The following is a 22,057-nucleotide window of genomic DNA, read 5'->3' as shown; positions in this document are numbered from 1 at the left end:
CAGCGGAGCCGACATCGACGCTCATCGTGTCATGATCGACCCGGGGAGCGGGCGTCGCGGGGCCAGCGAGGCTCGAGCGGCGCGCGCCTCGGCTCAAGCCTCCGCGTGCCGAGGGCGCTCCGCGCTCGCGACATCGCGGCGCGGCGGCCGACCCTCCCTGGAAAAGACCATGGCGGCGTCCTCCACCGGGCCGAACGTCATCGCGAGCCGATCGAGGACGTAGTTCTGGCGGAAGTTCCACGGCGCCTTCGATCCCTGCTTGGGCAGGTGGTCCGCCGAGCGCTGCACGTAGCCCGACCTCAGGCCGAGCAGCGGCCGAGGATCGAGGTCCGACTCGTCAGGGCGGGGCAAGCACTGCCGGTAGCCGTGGCGATCCATGTGGCTTAGCAGCCGACAGACGTACATCGAGGCCAGCTCCGCGCGGAGCGTCCAGGAGGCGTTGGTGTAGCCGAGGCAGAACGCGAAGTTCGGGACGCCGCCCAGCATCAACCCCTTGTAGATGAACGCCCGCCCGGGCTCGAGGACGTCGCCGTCGACGTCGACGCGGATGCCGCCGCAGAACAGGAGCTCCAGGCCCGTCGCGGTCACGATGATGTCCGCCTTCAGCTCCTCGCCCGACTCGAGCAGGACGCCGTTCTTCGTGAAGGTCCGGATCCGGTCGGTGACCACCGCGGCGCGCCCCTCCTTCACCGCGCGGAAGAGGTCGCCGTCGGGCACGAGGCAGAGGCGCTGATCCCACGGATCGTAGCGAGGGTTGAAGTGCGTATCGACGTCGAAGTCGGGCGGCAGATGCCGGGCGACGCCGCTGCGGAGCATCCGCCTGGCGAGCCGCGGCGCGCGCTGGCAGACCTGGTAGACGAGCAGGCTGAGCGCGACGTTCTTCCAGCGGGCGACGCGGTGGGCGATCCGCTCCGGCAGGTGCTCGCGGATCGCGTTCGCGATCGCGTCCTCCGCGGGCAACGAGGCGATGTAGCTCGGTGAGCGCTGGAGCATCGTCACGTGCGCTGCGTCGGCGGCCATCGCGGGCACCAGCGTCACGGCCGTGGCGCCGCTGCCGATCACCACGACGCGCTTGCCCCGGTAGTCGAGATCTTGCGGCCAGTGTTGAGGGTGCACCAGCCGTCCCTGAAAGTCGTCGGATCCGGGGAAGCTGGGCGTATAGCCGCTCTCGTAGCGATAGTAGCCGCTGCAGACGTACAGGAAGTCGCAGGAGTAGCGGGCGCGCTCCTCGCCTGGGCCGACGTCCACCTCGACGGTCCAGCGCGTATGCTCCGATGACCACGACGCGGATCGAACCCGGTGATTGAACCGGATGTGCCGGTCGATGCCGAACTCCCGGGCCGTATCTCGCACGTACTCGCGGATCGACGGCCCGTCCGCGATCGCCTTGGCCTCCTTCCAGGGATGGAAGGAATAGCCGAGCGTGAACATGTCGGAGTCCGAGCGGACCCCGGGGTAGCGGAACAGGTCCCAGGTGCCGCCGATGGCGCTGCGCCCCTCGAGGATCGCGTACCGCTTGCCGGGGCAGCGCGTCTGGAGGTGGTAGCCGGCCCCGATGCCGGAGAGGCCGGCGCCTACGATCAGGACGTCGAAGTGCTCGATGGACATGCTGCGCTCTCTAGAGGCGAGCGCCGTTGCGCTCCAGGGCCCGAGCATAGCGTGGCGAAGCACGGCTGTGCTCGGCGCCTCGCGCGGATTTCGGTGCGCCGCGCGGCGCGACGGCGACGAGGCGCGCCGCTGGCCGCCGGCGGGCGGCGATCCGGACGGGCTGCCGCGGCGCGGTCGGCGTGAGCTCAGCTCGCTCGACGCGGGCGAGGCGGCCCGGCATGTGCGCCCGGCGACATCTCTAGCGCACCGGGAGCCCGATGCGGTCCCAGGATAACCTGCTTGGGATCCTGTCCTGTCAGAGAAGCTCGTCTGGGAGCGTTTGGGCGCTAGCGTCCCGCGGGCGGGGCAGCGCGGAGGAACGCGCGCATGTGGAAGCGGCGTTGATCGTCGGGGTAGATGCGCTCCTGCCCGACCGGGCACGCGCGCCGCGACAGGCACCCTGCGGTCATGCACGCTCCGGCGGGCTGGGCGTCGAGGTGGCCGACGCAGGCGGCGGCGTCGTAGCTGCCGGGCGAGAAGGCGGCGACGGGGCAGGCGCGCAGACACGGCTTGTCGGCGCAGGACGCGCAGGGGCTCGGCAGGTCCTCGCGCGGCGGGAGCGACAGCCGCTCGGCGAAGACGAGCGCGGCGCGATACCCGTGCCAGAGCCCGAAGCGCGGGTGGATGAGGATGCCGAGGGGCGACGGGTACACCGGCTCGGCCCGCTGCGCCCAGCGCTGGAAAGGCCAGTACGGAGGGCCGGTGAAGGGGAACAGCGGGGCCGCGCCGAGCTCCGCGGCGAGCGCGGAGACCACCGTCGAGGTCCAGTCGTCGAGCGCGAGATCGGGCGCTTGCTCGCGGGCGCGCGAGAACGCGCGCCACATGGAGGGGCCTGCATTGCCGAGCAGGACGAGCGTCCCGGCGGGGAGATCCCCGGCCGCGGGGACGCCGTCGCCCTCGCAGGGGTGGAAGCCGCCGCGCAGCGGGATGCCCGCGCGGTCGCAGCGCGCCGAGAGAGCAGGCCAGCCGATGGGCATCGGGGCTCGCTTAGGACGCCAGGGCCGGCGCGGCAAGCGAGCGACGGCGAAGGCGGCCCCGCGAGGGCCTCGATCGGCTCTCCTGGATCGGAGCGAGCGCCGCGCGCCCCGCGGGCGGCCTCCTCGCCTGATCAGGGGTTCTGTTCTACAGTGGCGCCGTGGTCCGGAGGCTCGATGGCCGGCTCGGGACGAGGACGTCGTCCCCCAACGCCCGCGCGGCGCGCGCGTTCGGCCGCGCCGGGTGTCCGCCCGCGAGCGCGCCATGAGCCTCCCGCGCCCGCTGGTCACGCTCCACTTCGCCCAGACGCTCGACGGCCGCATCGCCGCCCCCAACGAGCGCGTCGAGCTCAGCACGCCCGCCGGGATCGAGCACGCCCACCGGGCGCGCGCGGATCACGACGCGGTGCTCGTCGGGATCCGCACCGTCGTCATCGACGATCCCCTGCTGACGGTGCGCGCGTGCGAGGGCCCGCAGCCGATGCGCGTCGTGCTGGCGAGCACCCTCGGCGTGCCGGAGGGGGCGCGCCTCTTGCGATGGACGTCGACAGCGTCGACAGCGTCGACCACGTCGACCACGTCGACAGCGTCGACCACGGCCACCACCGCCAACGGCACCGGCACCGCGAGAGCGCAGCCGGCCGGCGGGCGCGTGGTCGTCATCGGCGCGGCGGGCCGCGCGCTGGACGGCGCGCGCGCGCGCCTCGAGGAGCGCGGCGCAGCGGTGATCGTCGTGCCCGCGGACGACCGCGGCCGCGTCTCGCTGCCGCACGCGCTCGCCGAGCTCCACGCGCGCGGCGTGCGGCGGCTGCTCGTCGAGGGGGGCGCCGCCGTGCTCACCTCGTTCCTTCGCGCGCGGCTCGCCGATCGCGCCGAGGTCGAGATCGCGCCGCGCCTGCTCGGCGACACGGCGATCCCCGCGGTCGGCGCCCTCGGAGAGGCGCCGCTCGCATCGGCGATCGACCTGCGCGAGCCGGCGGTCGAGCTCCTGGGGGGCAACCTGCTCTTGCGAGGCGACGTTGCCTATCCCGACTGATCCTCCGGCGCCGCCGGGGACCTCCGCGCCGCCAGCGGCCTCCGCGCCCGCGCCGCTCGCGGGGCCTGCCAGGGAGCTCTGGTTCGTCCGCCCCGGCGTCGTCGAGGTGCGCGCCGGCGACCCGCCGCGCGAGCCGCGGGCCGGCGAGGTCGTGGCGCGCGCGGTCGCCTCGGGCGTGAGCCAGGGGACGGAGCTCCTCCTCTTCCGCGGCGAGGGGCCGACGCCGTTCGATCCGTCGCTCGACGCGCCGGGCGCGCCGACCTACCCGCGCCGCTACGGCTACGCGTGGGTGGGCGAGGTCGTCGCCCGCGGCGAGGGCGCGGCGCTCGGGCCGGGCGACCGCGTCTTCGCGCTCGCGCCGCACGGCGATATGCACCTGTTCGGGCCGGGCGCGGCGCGCGCGCTGCCCCGCTCGATCCCGGGCGAGCGCGCGGTGCTGGCCGCGAACCTCGAGACGGCGGTCACGTGCGTGTGGGACGCGGAGGTCGGCCTCGGGGACGCCGTGGTGGTGCTCGGCGGCGGCGTCGTCGGGCTGCTCGTCGTGGCGCTCGCGCGGCGCGCCGGGGCCGAGGTCCGCCTGGTCGAGCCCAGCGAGCGGCGCCGCCGCGCCGGCCTCGCGCTCGGCGCCGCCGCGGCGATCCGGCCGGAGGACGACCGGCCGCGCGGCGACGCGGACGTCGTGATCGCCGCGACGGGCGACCCGGGCGAGCTCGACCGCGCGATCGCGCACGCGGCGCGCGAGGCGACGGTGACGGTCGCGTCGTTCTACGGCGCGCGGACGAGCCCGGTCGCGCTCGGCTCGGAGTTCCACCGCCGCCGGCTGCGCCTGCGCGCGAGCCAGGTCTCGACCATCCCGCCCGAGCGCGCGCCCCGCTGGGACTACGCGCGGCGCTTCGCGCTGGTGCGCGCCCTGCTGGAGGACGCCGCGCTCGACGCGCTGCTCGACCCGCCCGTCCCGTTCGACGCCGCGCCGTCGGTCTACGCCGAGCTCGCCGCCGCGCCCGGGGCGAGGCTGCAGACGGTCTTCCAGTACGGATCGCGATCGGCTACGCGAGGGGCAACCTAACGAAGGGGCCTCCCATGTTCCTCCTCGGCGTCAGCGATCACGTGATGATCGCGCACAGCTTCTCCGATCCGTTCTTCGGCCCGGCGACCCGGTTGCACGGCGCGACGTACGCCGTCGAGGTCGAGATCCGCGCCAAGGCGCTCGGTCCGCACCACGTGGTGATGGACATCGGCGCGCTGCACGCGTCGCTGCGCCGGGCGCTGGACACGATCGACTACCAGAACCTCGACGAGCACCCGGCCTTCCCCGGGCGCACCTCCACGACCGAGCGCGTGGCCGAGCACGTGGCCGGGCTGCTCGCCGAGGACATCGCGAAGCTCGCCGCGGACGAGGCGCCTTGCCCGGGCGCGACGCTGCGGGTGCTCGTCCGCGAGTCGCCGACCGCGTACGCGGGCTTCGAGCGCGACCTGTAGCGCCCGCCAGCGCAGCGACGTCGCCCTGTCGCGCCGAGCCGCAGATCGCTCGGCGCGCATCCCGAGGCGATCGCCCGCTCGGCGCGCGTATCGAGGCGGCCGCCCGTGAGGAGGGCAGTCGGCGCGCGCTATCGAAACAATCCCGAAACAATCCCGAGCCGTGCTTATTCCTCCGACACGATCTCTTCATTGACGTGCCATTCAGGCTGGCGCCCGTCGCGTCCGGAGACGCGCGGTTTCTCACGAATCGCTCGGGGCTCTCCTGAATCGCCGCGACATTGGAACCCAGCGCACGGCTTGTTCCGTCTTCGGGACCACATGGATGCACGTCGAGGCGGCCGGGCAACGGCGCCTATTTTACTGCAATCGTGCTGCATCAGTGACTGCGTGACCCGAAGGCGGTCGAGCCCGCTGCGTCGCGTCTGCCCGGTAGCGCTGGACGCGGCTGTCGGCGAATGCGAGGTCTCCAGCCCATGAGGGAAGACAGGGACACTCGATCCAGGATGCCGGAAGATGCGTGGGGCGCCGGGCGCGGCTACGGCCCGATCTCGCCGCGCCACCCGCTCGGCGGCGAGATGTCGGACGTCGCGCGCGGGATCTTCTCGCGATTGCGGCTGCCGCGGCTCCTCCAGCGCTACGCGCAGGTGCCGGTGCTCGCCGTGTTCAGCTTCGTGAACGGGTTCGTGAGCATCGGCCTGATGGCGGCCCTCGCCGCCGTGACGAAGGAGCCCTTCGTGTTTCCGTCGCTCGGTCCGACCGCCTTCCTCTTCTTCTACACGCCGCGGGCTGCCTCGGCCGCGCCGCGCAACACCCTCATCGGGCACAGCATCGGTATCGCGGCCGCTTACTTCAGCCTGTTCGTCACGGGGCTGACGCACGCGGGCCCTGCGACCGCCGCCAGCGTGACCCTCCCGCGCGCCCTCGCCGCCGCGCTCTCGCTGGGGCTCACGGCGGGCCTCATGGTGCTCGCCCGAGCTCCCCACCCGCCCGCGGGCGCCACGACGCTCATCGTCTCGCTGGGCATCCTGGACCGGCCGCCGATGTTCCTGGTGCTCCTCGGAGGCGTCGCCCTGCTCACGGCGCAAGCCATCCTCATCAATCGCCTCGCGGGCGTCGATTACCCCCTCTGGGCGCCGCGGCAGGCGCCGGGACCCGACGACGCGCGGGCGCACCTCTCCGCGCCGCCGGGGCGGGGCGCGGCGGCCGGCACGGGGGCTCAGCCATGAGCGCGGAGCTCACCGACTACCGCGCGCCGCCCGCGCGCCCCGGCGCCGCCGCGAGCGCGCCGCGGCGCGCCCCGCTCGCGCACTGGGGCGCGGTCCGCAACGGGACCGCCGCCGCCGCCGCGCTCGCGGCGCTCATCGTCCTCGGCAGCCGCGACCTCGCCGACTTCGACTCCGCGCTCGTGGGCTACACCTTCGCGTGCCTCTTCATGACCTTCGGGGTCGTGTACCGGTACTCCGTCTGGCTCAGCAAGCCGCCGACCCGCAAGTACTGGGTCCGCGGCGTGGAGGTGCTCTTCTCGCGGCGCCGCTGGCCGCGCCTCCGCCGCCCGACGCTCATCGTCAAGGCGCTGTGGTCGAAGATCATCGCGCAGGATTTCATCCTGCGTCGCGGCCTGACCCGGTGGATCGCGCACATGCTCATCGCGTGGGGCTGCGCGCTCGCCGCGGCCGTGACGTTCCCGCTCGTGTTCGGCTGGCTCCACTTCGAGTCCGGCGCCGCCGGCGCGGTCTATCGCGTGGTGCTCTTCGGAGCGCGCGTGTCCGAGATCCCGGTCCACGGCGTCGTGGGGTGGGCGATCTTTCACGCGCTCGTCGTCAGCGGGTTCATGGTCGTCCCGGGGGTGATGCTCGCCCTGCTCCGCCGCATGCGGGAGGGAGGCGCGGTGGCGGTCCAGCGCTTCGAGCGCGACCTCCTGCCGCTCCTCCTGCTCTTCGCCGTGAGCGCGAGCGGGCTCTTGCTCTGGGTGAGCTACGAGTGGCTGCACGGGTATTTCTACGGCGCGCTCGCCCAGATCCACGCGCTGACGGTGATCGTGACGCTCGTTTACCTGCCGTTCGGCAAGCTGTTTCACGTGTTCCAGCGCCCCGCCTCGGTGGGCGTCACGTTCTACAAGGAGGCGGGCGACCGGGGCGAGAAGGCGGTCTGTCCGGTCACGGGCGAGGCGTTCGCGGCCAAGCTCCAGACCGACGATCTCAAGGAGGTGCTCGCGGAGGTGGGGTTCGACTACGCCGCGCGGGCGGGGGCCGGGCCTGCGTGGAGCGAGCTCTCCCCGCGGGGGCGGCGGATGCTCATCGGCCGCGCGCACCACCGCGCGCGCGGCGGCCGCTTCTCGTGAGCGACGGAGCGGAGGAGACGACACATGGCTCACCTGAGATTGCCAATTTCCGACTACATCCGCGAGTACGGGCCGCACGTCTCGGACTCGCCCGTGACCGGGTGGGGACCGAAGCCCGAGCCCGACAGGCTGGTCGAGACGCACTGCTGCTTCTGCGGGATGCAGTGCGGCGTGAAGCTGCAGGTCAAGGACAGCCGGGTCATCGGGATCGAGCCGTGGGAGGAGTTCCCGTTCAACGAGGGGCGGCTCTGTCCGAAGGGGGTCAAGCGGTACATGCAGACGCACCACCCCGACCGCCTGACCGACCCGCTGATCCGCGATGGGGCCGGGTTCAGGAAGGCGGGCTGGGACGAGGCGCTCGATCTCGTGGCGTCGAAGGCGCGCGCCATCCAGGCGAAGCGGGGCAAGGACGCCTTCGCGATGCTGAGCGGGGTCTCGCTGAGCAACGAGAAGAGCTACCTCGTGGGGAAGTTCGCGCGCCTCGCGCTCGGCACCGCCAACCTCGACTATAACGGCCGGTTCTGCATGGTCTCCGCGGGCGCGGGGAACAAGAAGGCGTTCGGGATCGACCGCGCCGCGAACCCCTGGGAAGACATCCCCGAGGCCGGCGTCGTGCTGCTCGCGGGCACCAACGTGAGCGAGTGCTTCCCGACGCTGACGCACTACATCTGGAAGGCGCGCGACCGGGGCGCGAAGCTCATCGTGGTCGATCCGCGCGAGACGCCCATCGCCCGCACCGCCGACCACCACGTCGCGCTCCGCCCGGGGACCGACAGCGCGCTCAACCAGGCGCTGCTCCATGAGCTCGTCGCGAACGGCTGGTTCGACCGGGAGTTCGTCGAGCAGCGCTGCACCGGCTGGGCCGAGCTCCGCGCCTCGGTGGAGCGCTGCACGCCCGAGTGGGCCGCGGAGATCTGCGGCGTCCCGGCGGCGCTCATCCGCGAGGTCGCCGCGGCGTGGGGGCAGGCGAAGACGAGCTTCCTGCTGCACGCGCGCGGCGTGGAGCAGCACACGAAGGGCGTCGAGAACGTCCTCAGCCTGATCAACCTCGTGCTCGCCACCGGCAGGATCGGCCGCAAGGGCTGCGGCTACGGGACCATCACGGGGCAGGGCAACGGCCAGGGCGGGCGCGAGCACGGGCACAAGTGCGATCAGCTCCCCGGCAACCGCGACATCGAGAACCCGGAGCATCGCAGGCACATCTGCGATGTCTGGCGGATCTCCGACGCCGAGCTGCCGCGCAAGGGCAAGACGACCGTGGAGATCGTCGAGGCGATCCACGCGGGCGAGATCCGCGGGCTCCTCAACATCTGCTTCAACCCCATGGTCAGCCACCCCGACACGGGCTTCGCCCGCGAGGCGCTCGAGAAGCTCGAGTTCTTCTGCGTCATCGACTTCTTCATGAGCGAGACGGCCCGCTACGCCGACGTCGTGCTGCCCGGCTCGCTGCACGAGGAAGAAGAGGGCACCTCGACGACGGCGGAGGCCCGCGTGGTGCGCCTCCGCGCCGCCGTCGATCCCCCCGGCAACGCGCGGCGGGACACGTGGATCCTCCTCGAGCTCGCGAGGCGGCTCGGAAGCGAGGAGCGCTTCCGCTTCTCGAGCAGCGAGGACATCTTCAACGAGCTGCGCCGCGCGAGCGCGGGAGGGACCGCCGATTACGCGGGCATCACGTACGAGCGCGTGGAGCGGGAGATGGGGGTGTTCTGGCCCTGCCCGTCGGAAGGGCACCCGGGCACCCCGAGGCTCTTCGAGGACGGGAGGAGCTACCACCCCGACGGCAAGTTCAAGCTGATCCCCACGCCGTATCGCCCGAGCGCGGAGGTGCCCGACGCGGAGTTTCCGCTGTACATGACCTCGGGCCGGAGCGTCTTCCATTACCTCAGCGGGGCGCAGACGCGGCGGATCAAGTTCCTCGTCGAGAAGAGCCCCGGGCCGGTCTGCGAGATGCACCCCGCGCTCGCGGCGCGGCTCGGCCTCGTCGACCGGCAGCTGGTCACGGTCGAGACCCGGCGCGGCGGGATCACGGTCCCGCTCCGGATCGTCGAGGCGATCCGCCCGGACACGGTGTTCCTGCCGTACCACTGGCCCGAGGAGCTCGCCGCCAACCAGCTCACGGTCCGCGCGCTGGATCCCGTGAGCAAGATGCCGGAGTTCAAGGTCGCGGCGTGCAGGGTGCGCGCCGCCACGCGCGCCGAAGCCGCTCGGGCGCGGTCGCTGTTCGCCGAGCTCAAGCTGGAGGCCTCATGAGCGCCGTGGTGCGGGATTTCTTCATCGATTTTCAGCGGTGCATCGGCTGCCAGGCGTGCGCCGCGGCGTGCTCGGAGTGCCACACGCACCGCGGGCTGCCGATGGTGCACGTGGACCTCGTGGCGCCGGGCGTGTCGCTCCAGACCGCGCCGATGGTCTGCATGCATTGCGCCGATCCGACGTGCGCGTCGGTCTGCCCCGCGGACGCCATCAAGGTCGACGAGAACGGGATCGTGCACTCGAGCCTCAAGCCCCGGTGCATCTCGTGCGGCAACTGCGAGCTCGCGTGTCCGTTCGGGGTCCCGATCATCAAGATGGAGATCCAGCAAATGCAGAAGTGCGACATGTGCTTCGACAGGACGAGCGCCGGGAAGAAGCCGATGTGCGCGACGGTCTGCCCCACGGGCGCGCTGTTCTACGGGACGCGCGAGGAGATCGCGCAGCAGCGGCCGGCGAGCAAGCCGATCAACCGCTGGCGGTTCGGCAAGCAGCGGATCGCGACGCGCGTGCACGTGATGGTGCCGCACGACGTGGACGAGATGGCGGTCGAGCTGCCCGCCTTCGACGAGGGCGGCGGCCCCGCGGCGCTCGCGACCGCCCTGGCGACGGGCGCGGGCGACGGGCGAGCGCCGGACGAGGCGCGGTCGGAGGCGGAGTTTCTGTGATGGGCGCGGAGGATCTGCCCAAGTGGCGAGAGGACTTCCCCTACGAGTCCGAGGGCGACGACCACGTGACCCGCCGCGATTTCGCCCGCTTCCTCGTGCTGCTGAGCGGCGGGCTCGCGACCGGCAACGCCGTGGTGTACCTCCGCTCGCGCCGCCCGCCCGCGGAGCCGCCCGGCCGCATGGAGATCGCGCGGGTCGACGATCTCGCGCCGGGGAGCGCCGTGGCCTTTCGCTACCCGGACGAGACGACGCCGGCGCTGCTGATCCGCCGGGAGAACGGCGAGCTCCTGGCGTTCGAGCAGAAGTGCTCCCACCTCGGATGTCCGGTCTCGTACGCGCGGGAGGGCGGGGAAGAGCACCTCCGGTGCTACTGCCACAACGGCCGCTTCGACGTGGCCTCCGGCGAGGGCACGTCCGGTCCGCCGCGCGACCTGCGGCCGCTCGGGCGGATCGCGCTGGCGGTCGAGGACGGCAAGGTGTTCGCGGTCGGGTTCGCGCGGCGCCGCGCGACGTGAGGTGAGCGATGCCGATCCCTGGACCGAAGCACGACCTGCGCCCGGGGGCGAAGGGCGCGATGAGCGCGAGGCTGCTCGCCGTGGCGATGCTCTGCGCGTTCCAGTACTGGCTCCTCACGTCCACGGTCGAGGCGTACAACGGCGGCGATCGCGACATCCCGCTGCCCGCGCTGGCGACCTCGCTGGTGTGCTTCGCGCTGGGCGCCGGTCTGGTCGCGGCGGGGGAGCTGTCGGGGTGGAGGGCGCGCCGGAGGCCCCCGCCCGACGCGTGACACCTGGGCGCGGCGCCTGGCCGCCCGCGCGGGGCGGGCCGGGTTCCGTGGTACTGGGTCGACGCATGCGCATCGCCTGGATCGTCTACGGCGCCCTCGAGCAGATCACGGGCGGGTACATCTACGATCGGCTCGTCGTCGAGCGGCTGCGGCGGAAGGGCGATGTCGTCGAGGTGGTGTCGCTCGATCCCGCGCCGCGTTCGCGCGCGCTGGCCGGGCTCGCCCTCGCGGGGCGCCTCGCCCGGCTCGACCCTGCCGTCGTGGTCGGCGACGAGCTCTGCTTCCCGGAGCTCGGCCCGGCGTTCGCGGCGCTGCCGCGGCAAATCGCGCGCGTGCTCCTCGTGCACCACCTCAGCGCGTGGGAGCTCCCGCCCGGCCCGCGGCGCGCGGCGCTCGCGCTCGCCGAGGCGGCGGTGATCCGGCTCTGCGACGCGCACGTCGCGACGAGCGCGACGACCGCGGCGCGGCTCCGGCGCGAGCACGGGGTCGGCCGGGTGGACGTGGCGCCGCCGGGCGCGGACCGGCTCCCCTTGCGCCCTCGCGCCGCGCGGGACGGCGGCCCGCTGCGGCTCACGTTCGTGGGGAGCTTCATCCCGCGCAAGGGGCTCCTGGAGCTGCTCGCGGCGTTCGAGCGGGTCGGGAGCGCGCGCGCCACGCTCGTCCTCGTCGGCGACGCGGCGCGCGACCCGGCCTATGCCGAGCGCGTGCGCCGGGCGATCGACGGCTCCGCGCACCTGCGGGCGCGCGTCGAGGCGCGCGGCGTGCTCGACGACGAGGCGCTCGCGGCGGCGCTCGCCGAGACGGACGCGCTGGTCCTGCCCTCGCGGCTGGAAGGGTACGGCATGGTGCTCACCGAGGCGGTCCGCGCGGGCGTGCCGGTGCTCGCCGCCCGCGCCGGCGCGATCGCCGAGGTCGTGCAGGACGGCGCCGAGGCGCTGCTCTGGGACGACGGCGAGGGGCTCGTGCGGGCGCTCTCCCGCTTCATCGAGGACGGTGCGCTCAGGGCGAGCATGCGCCGCGCGGCGATGCTCCGCGCGCCGGCGCTGCCCACGTGGGACGGCGCCGCGGCCGCGGTCGGCGCGGTGCTCGCCCGGGCGGCGCCGGGGCGCTGAGCCGTCATCCGCCGCTGCCGCCGGGGTCGCGCAGGACGCACCTCTTGGCGCGGACGAAGGCGTCGAAGCGGCCCTCTTGCAGGCCGTCCGGGTCCGGGGTCGGGTCCTTCACGATGCACGCCGCCACGGAGAGCTCCCCTTCGTAAAGGTCCTTGTCGCGTGTGGTCTTGTGGTTCAGCTGGCAAACACCGCTGAGCACGTCGTCGCCGAGGTTGGCGGACACGTTCCAGGCGTCCTCGTCCAGCGCGTGAGACGCCCGGAGGGTGATCCCCCAGAACCCCTTCTTTTCCCGGATGGGATCGTTGAGGATCATCACCTCGAGCTCATCGCCTTTCACCCCACAATCCGTGTACCAGCTGCGCTGGTTGTCCTCGTCGAACGCGACCGCGGTCTCTCCGTTGTTGCCCGTATCGAGGAAGAGCTGCTTCGCGCCGAGGGTGAGCACGGCCCTCCCCGCGACAAGCGGCGGCTCGAAGTCGCTGCCGCAGCCGAGCGGCGCGAGCGACAATGCGGTGGCGAGCAGTGTCCTGAGCATGGGTATCCTCACTGGTGAGGATCATGCGTGGCCGATCCACAAGTCAATCGGCAAATCGACCATGTTGCGCGCTCAAACATGGCAATTTTGGTGCGTGCGCGGGAATGAGATGGGCTGAGAGCGCGGAAATCGTTCTGCGTGTCACCTCATCGTCCGACTTCGCGGATCTTTGGAGCGGGAATCTCATCGGATCGTGGCAATTCTGCGGGTTTCGAGGGAATGGTCGCGTTGTGCGCTTCGTTGCCTCGATGTCGCGTTGTCTCCATCGATTGCGGTACACGCCCATTGCGCGGCTTACCCGCCGACCGGTCCCTTCCGGTCACGCGTTCGACTGCCGCTGCTGTACAATCTCAACTACAGTGTCCAGGTGAGCGGAGTCACGTCCGCCTCTCTTGACGCGTCGCACCGGAGGCGCGCCGCCAGCCTGGGTCTGTCCCGGACTCGGGGATGCCCGCGGTCCTGTCGATTGGAATTGACATCGCACATGTTACCGTTAACATTTGGCTCGAAGGGTATCCTTTTGCTTGGCCCTGGTTGGGCAGTCTCGCGGCGCGCAGCGAGGCCTCCGTTGACTGAACGACTTCCGCGATAACAGCGTTCGCTCCGTCGTCGCGGAAGCGATCGCTGACCGATGCTGTACCGAGGGCAGGTCCGCAGCTGGGGGCTGGCGTCTCCAGGCTTGTTGGATTTTGTTCTCCCATAGCCGCGCCTGGGGCCTGATGCCGGTCGTCCGTGAGGGCCAGCTCCTCCGAGCGCGCCATCGACCGGGACGATGCGCCCCGCTTCAGCGAGCACGATGGTCGTTGCATCGCTGGTCATGCGAAGGGAACTGCTAGCCACGAGAGGTCCGTCAGGAGGCAATGATGACCCCACCGTCTTTTTCGATGACCGGCTCGCCGCGCCGCGGGCGGGGGCTCGGCGCGGGGCTCTGCGTCACGGCGCTCCTGCTCGCGGGGTGCACGGGCACCTTGGGGGATCCAGAGGAGAGCATCGGCCCTGGGCCGGACGGCAGCAGCCCGGCCACCGGCGGCGAGGCGCGCGGCATCGATATGCCGGGTGCGCCGCGGTACCACCGGTTCGTGCGCCTCACGAACGCGCAGTGGGCGAGCAGCGTGCAGGTGGTCCTGAACCTGGACGCTCCTTCCTCGCTGTCCGAATCGTTCGAGAAGCCCGTCGCCGGCACGACGGACTTCACGAACAACGAGCTCCTGCTGAGCGTGAACCAGCGCTCGTGGAGCGACTACCAAGCGGCGGCGGAGGCGCTCGCCGAGGAGGTGACGGCCTCGGACGCAGCGCTCGCCAAGGTGTACCCGGATACGGACGCGGCCGGCTTCATCAAGACCGTGGGGCGCCGTGCGTACCGCCGTCCGCTGACGGACGGCGAGGTCGCCAAGTACGAGGTGCTCTTCGAGGCCGGCGCGGCGATGTCCGGCACGAAGAGCACGTTCGCCAAGGGCGCGCAGCTCGTGATTCGGACGATGCTGCAGTCGCCGCACTTCCTCTACCGCACGGAGCTCGGCCAGGATCGCAAGCCGCTCAGCGGTTACGAGATCGCCGCGAAGCTCTCGCTCTGGCTGCGCAACACCGCGCCGGACGACGCGCTGCTCGACAAGGCGCCCACGCTCACGACGCCGGAAACGATCGCCGCGGTCGCCGAGTCCATGCTGGAGGAGCCCGCCGCGGCCAAGGGCATGCGGTACTTCCATCGCGAGCTGCTCCATTTCGATCGCTACGCCACGATCAGCAAGCTCGGCGTGCCGAGCTACAACGAATCGTTGAACGCGGAGTACGAGGAGAGCGCGTACCTGTTCTTCGAGAAGATTTTCACCGAGGGCCTCGGCGTCAAGGACATCCTCACGTCCACGAAGGGCTTCGTGGGGCCGGGGATGGCGGAGCTCTACGGCCTTTCACCGAGCGGCCGAGAGCTCGTGGAGCGAGACCTCGGTCCCGAGCGCGTCGGCTTCTTCTCGCAGCTCCCTTACCTGACGCTCAACGCCCTGAACGACGAGTCGGACTCGATCCACCGCGGCGTGAGCATCAACCTCGACGTGCTGTGCACGCCGCTCGGCGCGCCTGCCCCCAACATCCCGCCGGTCCCGCCCCTCGAGCCCGGGCAGACGAACCGCCAACGCATCACGCAGCTCACGGCCGCCTGCGGCGGCACGTGCCACAACGCGCTCATCAACCCCGTCGGCTTCGCCTTCGAGCACTTCGACGGCATGGGGCTGTACCGGGACGAGGAGAACGGAGGCCTGCCGATCGACAGCAGCGGCGTCTACTCCTTCACCGAAGGGGCCAAGTCGTTCGCGGACGCCGGCGAGCTGATGCACCACATGGCGGCGGGCGAGCAGGCTCACCTCTGCTACGCCAAGAAGCTCGCGAGCTTCGCGCTTCAGCGCGACGTCATCCCGGCGGACTTGCCGCTCGTCGAGACGCTCGCCGACGTGAGCCGCGGCGCCAGCGGCTCGGTGAAAGAGATGATGCTCGAGCTCGTGAAGGATGAAGCATTCCGGACTCGCGTGGGAGGCCCGCTGTGAACTCCAAGATCGTTACGAACCTCACTCAACCGCACGTGGCGCGCCGGCGCGGGATGAATCGGCGCGCGTTCCTGCGCGCCGGCGGCGTCGCCATCGCCCTTCCGTTCCTGGAGGGCTTGCCGTCGCGCTCCGCCTGGGCCGCGGACAACGCGCCCGTGTTCAGCCTCTACATCGTGGCGGCGTGCGGCGTGGTGGGTAAAAAGTTCTTCCCGGACCAGACTGGCCCGCTCACGACCGCGGGGCTCGGCGCCATGACGGACAAGGCGACGCACGTGCTCGCGCCTCACGCCGCGAACCTGCTGTTCATCCGCGGGATCAACTTCCCCATGAACGGGCCCACCAACTGCGGCCACGCGCAGGGGTTGTGTCAGGCGCTCACCGCGCGCCCGGCGCAGGGCGGCGGCAAGACCGCATCCGCGACCGGCGTGTCCGCGGACGTGGTCATCGCCGAGCTGGTGAACGAGGGGGGCGCCGAGCCGCTCACGCTCTACGCCGGCAACCGCAGGAACGGGTACATCGCCGAGCGCATCTCCTTCAAGGCCGGTGGTGCCGGGCAGGTGCGCTCGGCGGACGACAACCCGTACGCGCTCTACGCCAAGCTCGTCGGCCTGGCGGACAGCGGCGGTGGAAGCGGCAACGGCGCGCAGCTCGCGGAGGAGCTCATCCGCAGCCGCAAGAGCGCGAACGACTTCGTGAAGGAGGAGCTGAACAGCCTGATGCGCATGTCGGCCCTGAGCTCCGCCGACAAGCAGCGCTTGCAGCAGCATTTCGACTCCATCCGCGACACCGAGGTCACGATGGGCGAGATGGGCACGGCCTGCAGCCAGGCGGGCCTCGCGACGTCGGAGCTCGAGGCGCTCAAGAGCGGTTTCGCGTTCAAGATGGACGGCATGATCGAGGACGTCGCGAAGCTCCACCTCGAGCTCGTGGCGATGGCGTTCGCCTGCAACTTCAACCGCGTGGCGACGCTGCAGCACGGCGACGGCACGGATGGGACGAAGTATGCGGTGCCGTCGAACGCGGGCCTCGGCTGGCCCTTCCACCACATCAGCCACCGGGTGCAATCGGACGCAGCTACGGGCAACAACCCGACGGCCGAGCAAGCGCACGCCGAGATCGACGTGGTCCGCATGCAGACGCTGCTCCACGGCCTCGACCACTTCAAGGCGCGCGACCTGTTCGACAAGTCCATCCTCATGTGGACGAACCACGTCTCCGACGGCCCGTCGCACAGCTTCCGCAACGTGCCGACGATCATCGCCGGAAACGGCGGCGGCTACCTGAAGCAGGGGCAGTACATCGACGCCGGCAACGTCACGAACAACCGCCTCTTCAACGGCCTCATCGCCGCCGCCGTCCGGGACAAGACCGAGTGGACGGAGAACTTCGGTGAGGGTCAGGGCTCCGGGCCGATCGACGGCATGCTCGCCTGAGCGCCATCGCCGGGCGGTGAGCCTCGCTGCCGACGCTCGTGGCTGAGCTCGGTGCGGGTCATCGCCCCTCCTGATGCTGTCGGCCGTAGACCAGCAGCATGGCGATGATCACGGCGCCGTAGATGATCTGGCGGCCGGCCTCGGGCATCTGCAGCACGCTGAGCATGCTCTGGAGCAGCACGATCAGGATCGTGCCGAGGACGGTGCCGAGGTACGTCCCGCGTCCGCCCATGATGTTGGTTCCGCCGATCACCACCGCGGCGATGGCCGGCATGAGGTAATCGTTGCCCATGGCCTGGTAGGCCTTGTGCGAAAAGCCCGCCAGCAGCATGCCGGTGATCGCGGAGCACACGCCGCACATCACGAAGGCGCCGATCAGCACCCAGTGCGTCCTGATGCCCGAGAGATAGACGGCCTGCTCCTGGTTGCCCACGGCGTAGATGTAGCGGCCGAGCGCGGTCTTCTTCAGCACGAAGGCGCCGACGCCGCCGACCAGGATCCAGACGAACAGCGAGTTCGGAATCGAGAGCGTCTTGCCGACGGCCAGGACTTCCATCCACTCCGGCGCCTCGCTGCGCGGAGCGAAGCCGCCGGTGTAGAGCACCATCAGCCCCTGAAGCACGGTGTTCGTGCCCAGCGTGAAGATCATCGAGGGCACGCGCAGGTAGGCGACGCCGAGCCCGTTCAAGAGCCCCGCGGCGGCGCCGATGGCGAGGCCGTAGGGCAACGCGGCCCAGCCGCCGAGCCCCGCGGCCAGCATGGCGCTCGAGGTGAGCACCCACGGCAGCGAGAGATCGATGTGACCGAGCAGGATGACGATCATCATGCCCGTGGCGGCCACGCCCAGGAAGGCGGCGATCTGCAGCTGTTGCAGGAGGTAGTGCGGGCTCAGGAAGCTGAGCGTGCCCTGGGTGATCAGCGTGCCGACCGAGCCGATCACGAGGATGACGCCGATCGACAGCAGCGCGTACCAGGTCGGCTTGTCGATCTCGCCGAAGCGGCTCTTGAGGAAAGGGAGCTGTTGCATGGAGCTCACCTGAAAATGTGTAGCCGGTTCTTGAGGCGGAAGACCCAGAGCGCGCCGAGGCAGACGGCCGCGAGCAGGATGAGGCCCTCGAACAGCGGCTGGTAGAGCGGGTTGGCGAGGAAGCCGAGCGCCGAGCCCTCGTCGAAGACGCGGAAGTTGAAGGCGACGGAGCGGAGCACCAGCGCGCCGAAGAGCGATCCGATGGCGCCGCCCATCCCTCCGTACAACGAGGTGCCCCCGATCACGACGCTGGCGATGGAGTTCAGCGTGTAGGAGCCGGCTTGTGGGATGTCGGCGTTGCCCGACGCCGTCTGCAGCGCGAGGTAGAGGCCGCCGACGCTGGCGAAGAACCCCGACAGCGTGTACGCGGCCAGCTTGACGCGCTCGATGCGGACGCCCGACATGTACGCCGCCTCCTGCGACGCGCCGACGGCGTAAGCGCCGAGGCCGTAGCGGGTGCGGCGGTAGTAGGTCCAGAGCAGCGCGAGCAGCGCCATCCAGATCGCGGGTGACGGGATGCTGCCGATCGAGCCCAGCGCGCCGTCGAGGGGAGCGGCGCCCGCGGCCTGCAGCAGCTCGTTGAGATCGAAGGTCGCCGCGAACGCCAGATCGCCGTCGACCTGGCCGCCGGGCGTCGGTCGCAGGAACAGCGCGATGCCGAGGAAGATCGTGCCCGAGGCCAGGGTGGCGATGATCGGTTGCAGGCGGCCGTACACGACGAGGCAGCCGTTGATCAGGCCCGCCGCGACGCCGAGGGCCAGGCATAGCAGGATGCCCAGGAAATTCTCGAACGCGCTGCCGGCGAGGACGTGCGAGGCCAGGCAGTTGACGAGCGTGATCACCGCGCCCACGGACAGATCCAGGCCGCCGGTCAGCACGGGGATCGTCTGGGCCATGGCCGCCGCCACCAGCACGAACGACTCGTTGGCGTTCTGCCCGACCAGCGACGCGCTGAAGCCCTTGGGATGGGACAGCGAGTAGCGCCCATAGAAGAAGATGCACAGACCGATGGCCACGAGCAGGCCCTGGTTCTGGCGCAGGCGGAGCTTCCAGTCCTTCATCGTGCCTCTGCTCGCGCGCGCTCGGCTCCGGGCTTCGCGCGCTCAGGCCCGCCGCGCAGACCGAGGGCCAGATCCAGGATGTTCTTTTCGGTGATGTCGGGCCCCACGAGCTCGCCCTGCACGCGGTTCTGGTAGAGGACGAGCACGCGGTCACAGCAGCCGATCAGCTCGTCGTAGTCCGTGGTGTAGAAGAGGATGGATGTGCCGGCGTCCGCCAGCCCGCGGAGGAGCTGGTAGATCTCCTGCTTCGTGCCGACGTCGATGCCGCGGGTGGGGTCGTTGAGCATCAGCAGCCGCGGCTCCGTCATCAGCCATTTGGCCAGCACGACCTTCTGCTGGTTGCCCCCGGACAGCGACGACACCGGGTCGTCGGGCGAGCCGATCTTGATCTGGATGCGGCGCACCATCTCGTCGACGCGCGCGGCCTCGCGCCTTCGGTCGAGCACCACGCCGCGCGTGAGCTTGTCGAGCGAGGCCAGCGACATGTTCGCGGCGATGGCCATCGGCAGCATCAGGCCCTCGGTCTTCCTGTCCTCGGGCACGAGGGCGATGCCGTGCGCGCGGTCCTTGGCCTTCCGCGGGCTCGTCAGCTTGACCGGCTTGCCGTCGATCTTGATCTCGCCGCGCACGTCCTTGAGCACGCCGAACAGGCCGAGCAAGAGCTCGCGCTGGCCCTGGCCATCGAGCCCGCCGATGCCGAGGATCTCGCCCTTGCCGAGCTTGAACGACACGTCATCGAGCTGCCGCTCCCAGCTCAGGCCGCTCACCTCGAGCAGCGTCGTCGGGAAGCTGCGCGCCGCCGGCTTCGGCGGGAAGGCGTGACCCACGTCGCGGCCGATCATGAGCTCCACGATCCCGTCGTCGCTGCGCTGGCCCCTGGCGAACGTCTCGATGTGCCGGCCGTTGCGGAAGACCGACATCACGTCGGCGAGCTCCTTGATCTCGTGCATGCGGTGCGAGATGTAGAGCATACCGACCCCCTGAGCCTTGAGCTCGGCCAGGAGGTCATAGACCTTCTTGACGTCGCTGCTCGACAGCGCGGAGGTGGCCTCGTCCAGGATCAAGAGCCGCGGGTCCTTGCCGAGCGCCTTCGCGATCTCGACCATCTGGCGACGCGAGAGCGGCAGGTCGCTCACCCAGGCGTTCGGGTTCACGCCCTCGCAGCCGACGCGCGCCAAGAGCTCCTCGGCCCTGCGGACCTGCGCCTTGCGATCGAAGAGCCCCAGGCGGTTCGTCGGCATGGTGATGCCGATGTTCTCGGCCACGGTCAGCGTCGGCATCAGGGACAGCTCCTGAAAGACGCAGACGATGCCGGCGGCGTTCGCCTCGAGCGGGTGGTCGAACCGAACCGGCCTGCCGTGGAGCAAGAGCTCCCCGGCGCTCGGCTTGACCACGCCGCCGATGACCTTGATCAGGGTGCTCTTGCCCGCGCCGTTCTCGCCGAGGATCGCGTGCACCTTCCCCGCCTCGCAGGCGAAGTCGACGCCGCTCAGGGCGCTCACCCCGCCGTAGCGCTTGGAGACGGCCCGGAGCTCGAGCAGCGGAGGGCTCACCGGTTCGGTCATGATGCTGGGGCGCCCGCGGGCGCTACTTCACGTCCGATTCGGACTCGTTCATGATCTTCACGCCCGAGATGTTGACCCCGCAGGGCGGGAACTCGTTGGGCGTGAAGAAGTTGTCGGAGAGCTGGGAGAAGAAGCTCTCGCCGTCCTTCAGCGTGGTGTGGTCGGCGGCGGGGATCGGCACGGAGATCATCTGCGGCATCACCTTGCCTTGCAAGCCCTCGAGCGCCGCCTTCATCGCGATGGCCGCGAGCCCCGGCGACTGGCCGAGCGACAGGCCCTTCATGCCCTGTTCGTGGTGCTTCGCGATCAGCTTGCGCGCGCCGTTCTCGGCCTCCGTGGCGACCGGGATCGGCTTGTGGCCGGCGTCGAGCAGCGCGCGGATCGCGCCCGTCGAGCCGCCCTGCGCGAAGAGCGCGTCGAACTGGCGGTGCACGGCGAGCGCGTCGGCCACCGCCTTCTGCGCCTTGCCGTCGTCCCAGCCGCCGACCACCTCCACGATGGTGTAGCTCTTCCCCGGCGCTTCCATGACCTGGCGGAAGCCGACGTGGCGGTCGCGATCGACGGAGTTGCCCTGCAGGCCGCGGACCTCGAGCACCTTGCCCTTCCCACCGAGCTGCTTGTCGAGGAACTCGCCCCACTGGCGGCCCATCGCCAGCTGGTCCTCGTTGACCTGCATCACCTTGTCCGTGTCGAGCACGTTGTCGAACGGGACCAGGATGACGTCCTTCTTGTCGGCGAGGCGGATCACGCGATCGAAGCCGTCGGGGCTGACGGCGAGCGTGACGACGGCGTCGAAGCCCTGGTTGATGAAGTCCTCGATCGCGCCGAGCTGGGCCGCGACGTCGGTGCCGGTCGACACCACCTTGAACTCCTTGAGCAGCGGCGCGATGGCCGGGTCCTTGGCGAAGGCTTTGGCCGTCTTGACCATCTGGATGCGCCAGGCGTTACCGACGTAGCCGTTGACGAGCGCGAGGCGGAACGGCGGCTTTCGCGCCGGCCACTGCAAATACTTGGTGTCCTTGCTCCACGGCGCGAAGCACTCGGGGCTATAGCCGGGCCCTGACACGACCTTGGGCCCGTGCCCGCTCGGCGCCTGCTCGGCCGCGGCGCTGGCGGAGCCCTCTACGGCCGGAGCGCTGTCGGGCTTGCCTTTGCAGGCGGAGAGGCCCCAGAGCCCGAGCGCGCAAACCAACACCGCCGCTGCGCGCCGCGCCGGTCCACGAGACTTCAACTGGCCAATCGACATCGTGCCGCTACCTTTCGAGCAAAGAGACGTGGTCAGAGAGAGACCTCTACGGCCCATCACACGTCGTCACGTTCTCGCCCTCACGAGCTCCGAGGCCAATGTCCGCGTGCCGCCGCGTCGCTCACGGCGAAAGCACTGGGGCACGAGCTGTAGCATTGGACGAGCGACGGTGTCGCGCGTCATCACCGGGGCACCGCGCAGATTTCGCGAGCGGCCTCGGAATTCAAGGGCGTGTCGGCGAGGCTCGTGGCGTCCGCCACTAGAGAGCTTCTGGTTTCAGGGGGCTAGGAAATCCAAACGCGATCCGAAAGTCAAGATCCTCGTCTTGTTCGTCCCATCGTACAGCCACGCTGCACGCGCTG

19 protein-coding genes are annotated in these 22,057 nt (G+C 70.8%); 12 read left to right on the top strand and 7 right to left on the bottom strand.

The window, feature by feature from the left end:
• Positions 1–93: 93 nt before the first annotated feature.
• Together WMF33_RS33950 and WMF33_RS33945 are read right to left on the bottom strand one after the other, a co-directional pair.
• Positions 94–1,608: a flavin-containing monooxygenase gene (locus WMF33_RS33950; RefSeq protein WP_437332514.1), complete on the bottom strand. Its 1,515-nt coding sequence runs from the start codon at positions 1,606–1,608 to the stop codon at positions 94–96.
• A 326-nt stretch (positions 1,609–1,934) separates the two neighbouring features.
• Positions 1,935–2,624: a hypothetical protein gene (locus WMF33_RS33945; RefSeq protein WP_437332513.1), complete on the bottom strand. Its 690-nt coding sequence runs from the start codon at positions 2,622–2,624 to the stop codon at positions 1,935–1,937.
• 262 nt (positions 2,625–2,886) lie between these two features.
• Between WMF33_RS33945 and WMF33_RS33940 the strand changes: the two genes are divergently transcribed.
• The 10 genes from WMF33_RS33940 (at position 2,887) to WMF33_RS33895 (ending at position 12,291) form a co-directional block, all read left to right on the top strand.
• Positions 2,887–3,657 carry a RibD family protein gene (locus WMF33_RS33940; protein WP_437332512.1) on the top strand — a complete coding sequence of 257 codons (771 nt, stop codon included), beginning with the start codon at positions 2,887–2,889 and terminating at the stop codon, positions 3,655–3,657.
• A complete protein-coding gene (locus WMF33_RS33935; protein WP_437332511.1) occupies positions 3,641–4,723 on the top strand; it encodes a zinc-dependent alcohol dehydrogenase in 1,083 nt (360 codons plus the stop codon). The genes WMF33_RS33940 and WMF33_RS33935 overlap by 17 nt, the downstream gene beginning before the upstream one ends.
• Positions 4,724–4,737: 14 nt before the next feature.
• Positions 4,738–5,136, top strand: a complete 399-nt coding sequence (locus tag WMF33_RS33930) for a 6-pyruvoyl trahydropterin synthase family protein (RefSeq protein ID WP_061629843.1) — start codon at positions 4,738–4,740, stop codon at positions 5,134–5,136.
• A 503-nt stretch (positions 5,137–5,639) separates the two neighbouring features.
• A complete protein-coding gene (locus WMF33_RS33925) occupies positions 5,640–6,362 on the top strand; it encodes an HPP family protein (protein ID WP_437332510.1) in 723 nt (240 codons plus the stop codon).
• The gene (locus tag WMF33_RS33920; RefSeq protein WP_437332509.1) at positions 6,359–7,477 is read left to right on the top strand and encodes an MFS transporter; all 1,119 of its coding nucleotides are present in this window, start codon (positions 6,359–6,361) and stop codon (positions 7,475–7,477) included. The genes WMF33_RS33925 and WMF33_RS33920 overlap by 4 nt, the downstream gene beginning before the upstream one ends.
• Positions 7,478–7,501: 24 nt before the next feature.
• The gene (locus tag WMF33_RS33915) at positions 7,502–9,727 is read left to right on the top strand and encodes a molybdopterin oxidoreductase family protein (protein ID WP_437332508.1); all 2,226 of its coding nucleotides are present in this window, start codon (positions 7,502–7,504) and stop codon (positions 9,725–9,727) included.
• Positions 9,724–10,392 carry a 4Fe-4S dicluster domain-containing protein gene (locus WMF33_RS33910; protein WP_437332507.1) on the top strand — a complete coding sequence of 223 codons (669 nt, stop codon included), beginning with the start codon at positions 9,724–9,726 and terminating at the stop codon, positions 10,390–10,392. Before WMF33_RS33915 ends, WMF33_RS33910 begins: the two co-directional genes overlap by 4 nt.
• Positions 10,392–10,907, top strand: coding sequence for a ubiquinol-cytochrome c reductase iron-sulfur subunit (locus tag WMF33_RS33905; protein ID WP_437332506.1), 516 nt, complete (start codon positions 10,392–10,394; stop codon positions 10,905–10,907). The genes WMF33_RS33910 and WMF33_RS33905 overlap by 1 nt, the downstream gene beginning before the upstream one ends.
• Positions 10,908–10,915: 8 nt before the next feature.
• A complete protein-coding gene (locus WMF33_RS33900) occupies positions 10,916–11,179 on the top strand; it encodes a DUF6755 family protein (RefSeq protein WP_437332505.1) in 264 nt (87 codons plus the stop codon).
• A gap of 65 nt (positions 11,180–11,244) precedes the next feature.
• Positions 11,245–12,291, top strand: a complete 1,047-nt coding sequence (locus tag WMF33_RS33895; protein WP_437332504.1) for a glycosyltransferase family 4 protein — start codon at positions 11,245–11,247, stop codon at positions 12,289–12,291.
• A 4-nt stretch (positions 12,292–12,295) separates the two neighbouring features.
• Here WMF33_RS33895 and WMF33_RS33890 read toward each other — a convergent pair whose 3' ends face one another.
• A complete protein-coding gene (locus WMF33_RS33890; protein WP_437332503.1) occupies positions 12,296–12,826 on the bottom strand; it encodes a hypothetical protein in 531 nt (176 codons plus the stop codon).
• An 863-nt stretch (positions 12,827–13,689) separates the two neighbouring features.
• Here WMF33_RS33890 and WMF33_RS33885 point away from each other — a divergent pair.
• Both WMF33_RS33885 and WMF33_RS33880 read left to right on the top strand, forming a co-directional pair.
• Entirely contained in the window at positions 13,690–15,363 is a 1,674-nt protein-coding gene (locus WMF33_RS33885; protein ID WP_437332502.1) for a DUF1592 domain-containing protein, read from the top strand.
• On the top strand, positions 15,360–16,796 hold the full coding sequence (locus WMF33_RS33880) for a DUF1552 domain-containing protein (protein WP_437332501.1): 1,437 nt from the start codon (positions 15,360–15,362) through the stop codon (positions 16,794–16,796). Before WMF33_RS33885 ends, WMF33_RS33880 begins: the two co-directional genes overlap by 4 nt.
• A 58-nt stretch (positions 16,797–16,854) precedes the next feature.
• Here WMF33_RS33880 and WMF33_RS33875 read toward each other — a convergent pair whose 3' ends face one another.
• The 4 genes from WMF33_RS33875 to WMF33_RS33860 are packed head-to-tail and all read right to left on the bottom strand — an operon-like array spanning position 16,855 to position 21,695.
• Positions 16,855–17,823, bottom strand: a complete 969-nt coding sequence (locus tag WMF33_RS33875) for an ABC transporter permease (RefSeq protein ID WP_437332500.1) — start codon at positions 17,821–17,823, stop codon at positions 16,855–16,857.
• A 5-nt stretch (positions 17,824–17,828) separates the two neighbouring features.
• Complete coding sequence (locus WMF33_RS33870) at positions 17,829–18,884, bottom strand: ABC transporter permease (protein ID WP_061629852.1); 1,056 nt, start codon at positions 18,882–18,884, stop codon at positions 17,829–17,831.
• The gene (locus WMF33_RS33865; RefSeq protein WP_437332499.1) at positions 18,881–20,449 is read right to left on the bottom strand and encodes a sugar ABC transporter ATP-binding protein; all 1,569 of its coding nucleotides are present in this window, start codon (positions 20,447–20,449) and stop codon (positions 18,881–18,883) included. The genes WMF33_RS33870 and WMF33_RS33865 overlap by 4 nt, the downstream gene beginning before the upstream one ends.
• 22 nt (positions 20,450–20,471) lie before the next feature.
• Entirely contained in the window at positions 20,472–21,695 is a 1,224-nt protein-coding gene (locus WMF33_RS33860; protein ID WP_437332498.1) for a sugar ABC transporter substrate-binding protein, read from the bottom strand.
• Between the last annotated feature and the right edge of the window lie 362 nt (positions 21,696–22,057).

This window comes from Sorangium sp. So ce394 (assembly GCF_051474665.1).
In the GTDB taxonomy this organism is placed as follows: Bacteria; Myxococcota_A; Polyangia; order Polyangiales; family Polyangiaceae; genus Sorangium; species Sorangium cellulosum_D.
This window is presented reverse-complemented; position numbering and strand designations above follow the sequence as displayed.

Bases quoted from the DNA above. Each gene is read 5' to 3' on its own strand.
- WMF33_RS33900 (WP_437332505.1), top strand. From the start codon at position 10,916: ATGCCGATCCCTGGACCGAAGCACGACCTGCGCCCGGGGGCGAAGGGC.
- WMF33_RS33860 (WP_437332498.1), bottom strand. From the start codon at position 21,695: ATGTCGATTGGCCAGTTGAAGTCTCGTGGACCGGCGCGGCGCGCAGCG.
- WMF33_RS33945 (WP_437332513.1), bottom strand. From the start codon at position 2,624: ATGCCCATCGGCTGGCCTGCTCTCTCGGCGCGCTGCGACCGCGCGGGC.
- WMF33_RS33885 (WP_437332502.1), top strand. From the start codon at position 13,690: ATGACCCCACCGTCTTTTTCGATGACCGGCTCGCCGCGCCGCGGGCGG.
- WMF33_RS33950 (WP_437332514.1), bottom strand. From the start codon at position 1,608: ATGTCCATCGAGCACTTCGACGTCCTGATCGTAGGCGCCGGCCTCTCC.
- WMF33_RS33925 (WP_437332510.1), top strand. From the start codon at position 5,640: ATGCCGGAAGATGCGTGGGGCGCCGGGCGCGGCTACGGCCCGATCTCG.
- WMF33_RS33940 (WP_437332512.1), top strand. From the start codon at position 2,887: ATGAGCCTCCCGCGCCCGCTGGTCACGCTCCACTTCGCCCAGACGCTC.
- WMF33_RS33865 (WP_437332499.1), bottom strand. From the start codon at position 20,449: ATGACCGAACCGGTGAGCCCTCCGCTGCTCGAGCTCCGGGCCGTCTCC.
- WMF33_RS33930 (WP_061629843.1), top strand. From the start codon at position 4,738: ATGTTCCTCCTCGGCGTCAGCGATCACGTGATGATCGCGCACAGCTTC.
- WMF33_RS33905 (WP_437332506.1), top strand. From the start codon at position 10,392: ATGGGCGCGGAGGATCTGCCCAAGTGGCGAGAGGACTTCCCCTACGAG.
- WMF33_RS33875 (WP_437332500.1), bottom strand. From the start codon at position 17,823: ATGCAACAGCTCCCTTTCCTCAAGAGCCGCTTCGGCGAGATCGACAAG.
- WMF33_RS33890 (WP_437332503.1), bottom strand. From the start codon at position 12,826: ATGCTCAGGACACTGCTCGCCACCGCATTGTCGCTCGCGCCGCTCGGC.
- WMF33_RS33910 (WP_437332507.1), top strand. From the start codon at position 9,724: ATGAGCGCCGTGGTGCGGGATTTCTTCATCGATTTTCAGCGGTGCATC.
- WMF33_RS33870 (WP_061629852.1), bottom strand. From the start codon at position 18,884: ATGAAGGACTGGAAGCTCCGCCTGCGCCAGAACCAGGGCCTGCTCGTG.
- WMF33_RS33920 (WP_437332509.1), top strand. From the start codon at position 6,359: ATGAGCGCGGAGCTCACCGACTACCGCGCGCCGCCCGCGCGCCCCGGC.
- WMF33_RS33895 (WP_437332504.1), top strand. From the start codon at position 11,245: ATGCGCATCGCCTGGATCGTCTACGGCGCCCTCGAGCAGATCACGGGC.
- WMF33_RS33915 (WP_437332508.1), top strand. From the start codon at position 7,502: ATGGCTCACCTGAGATTGCCAATTTCCGACTACATCCGCGAGTACGGG.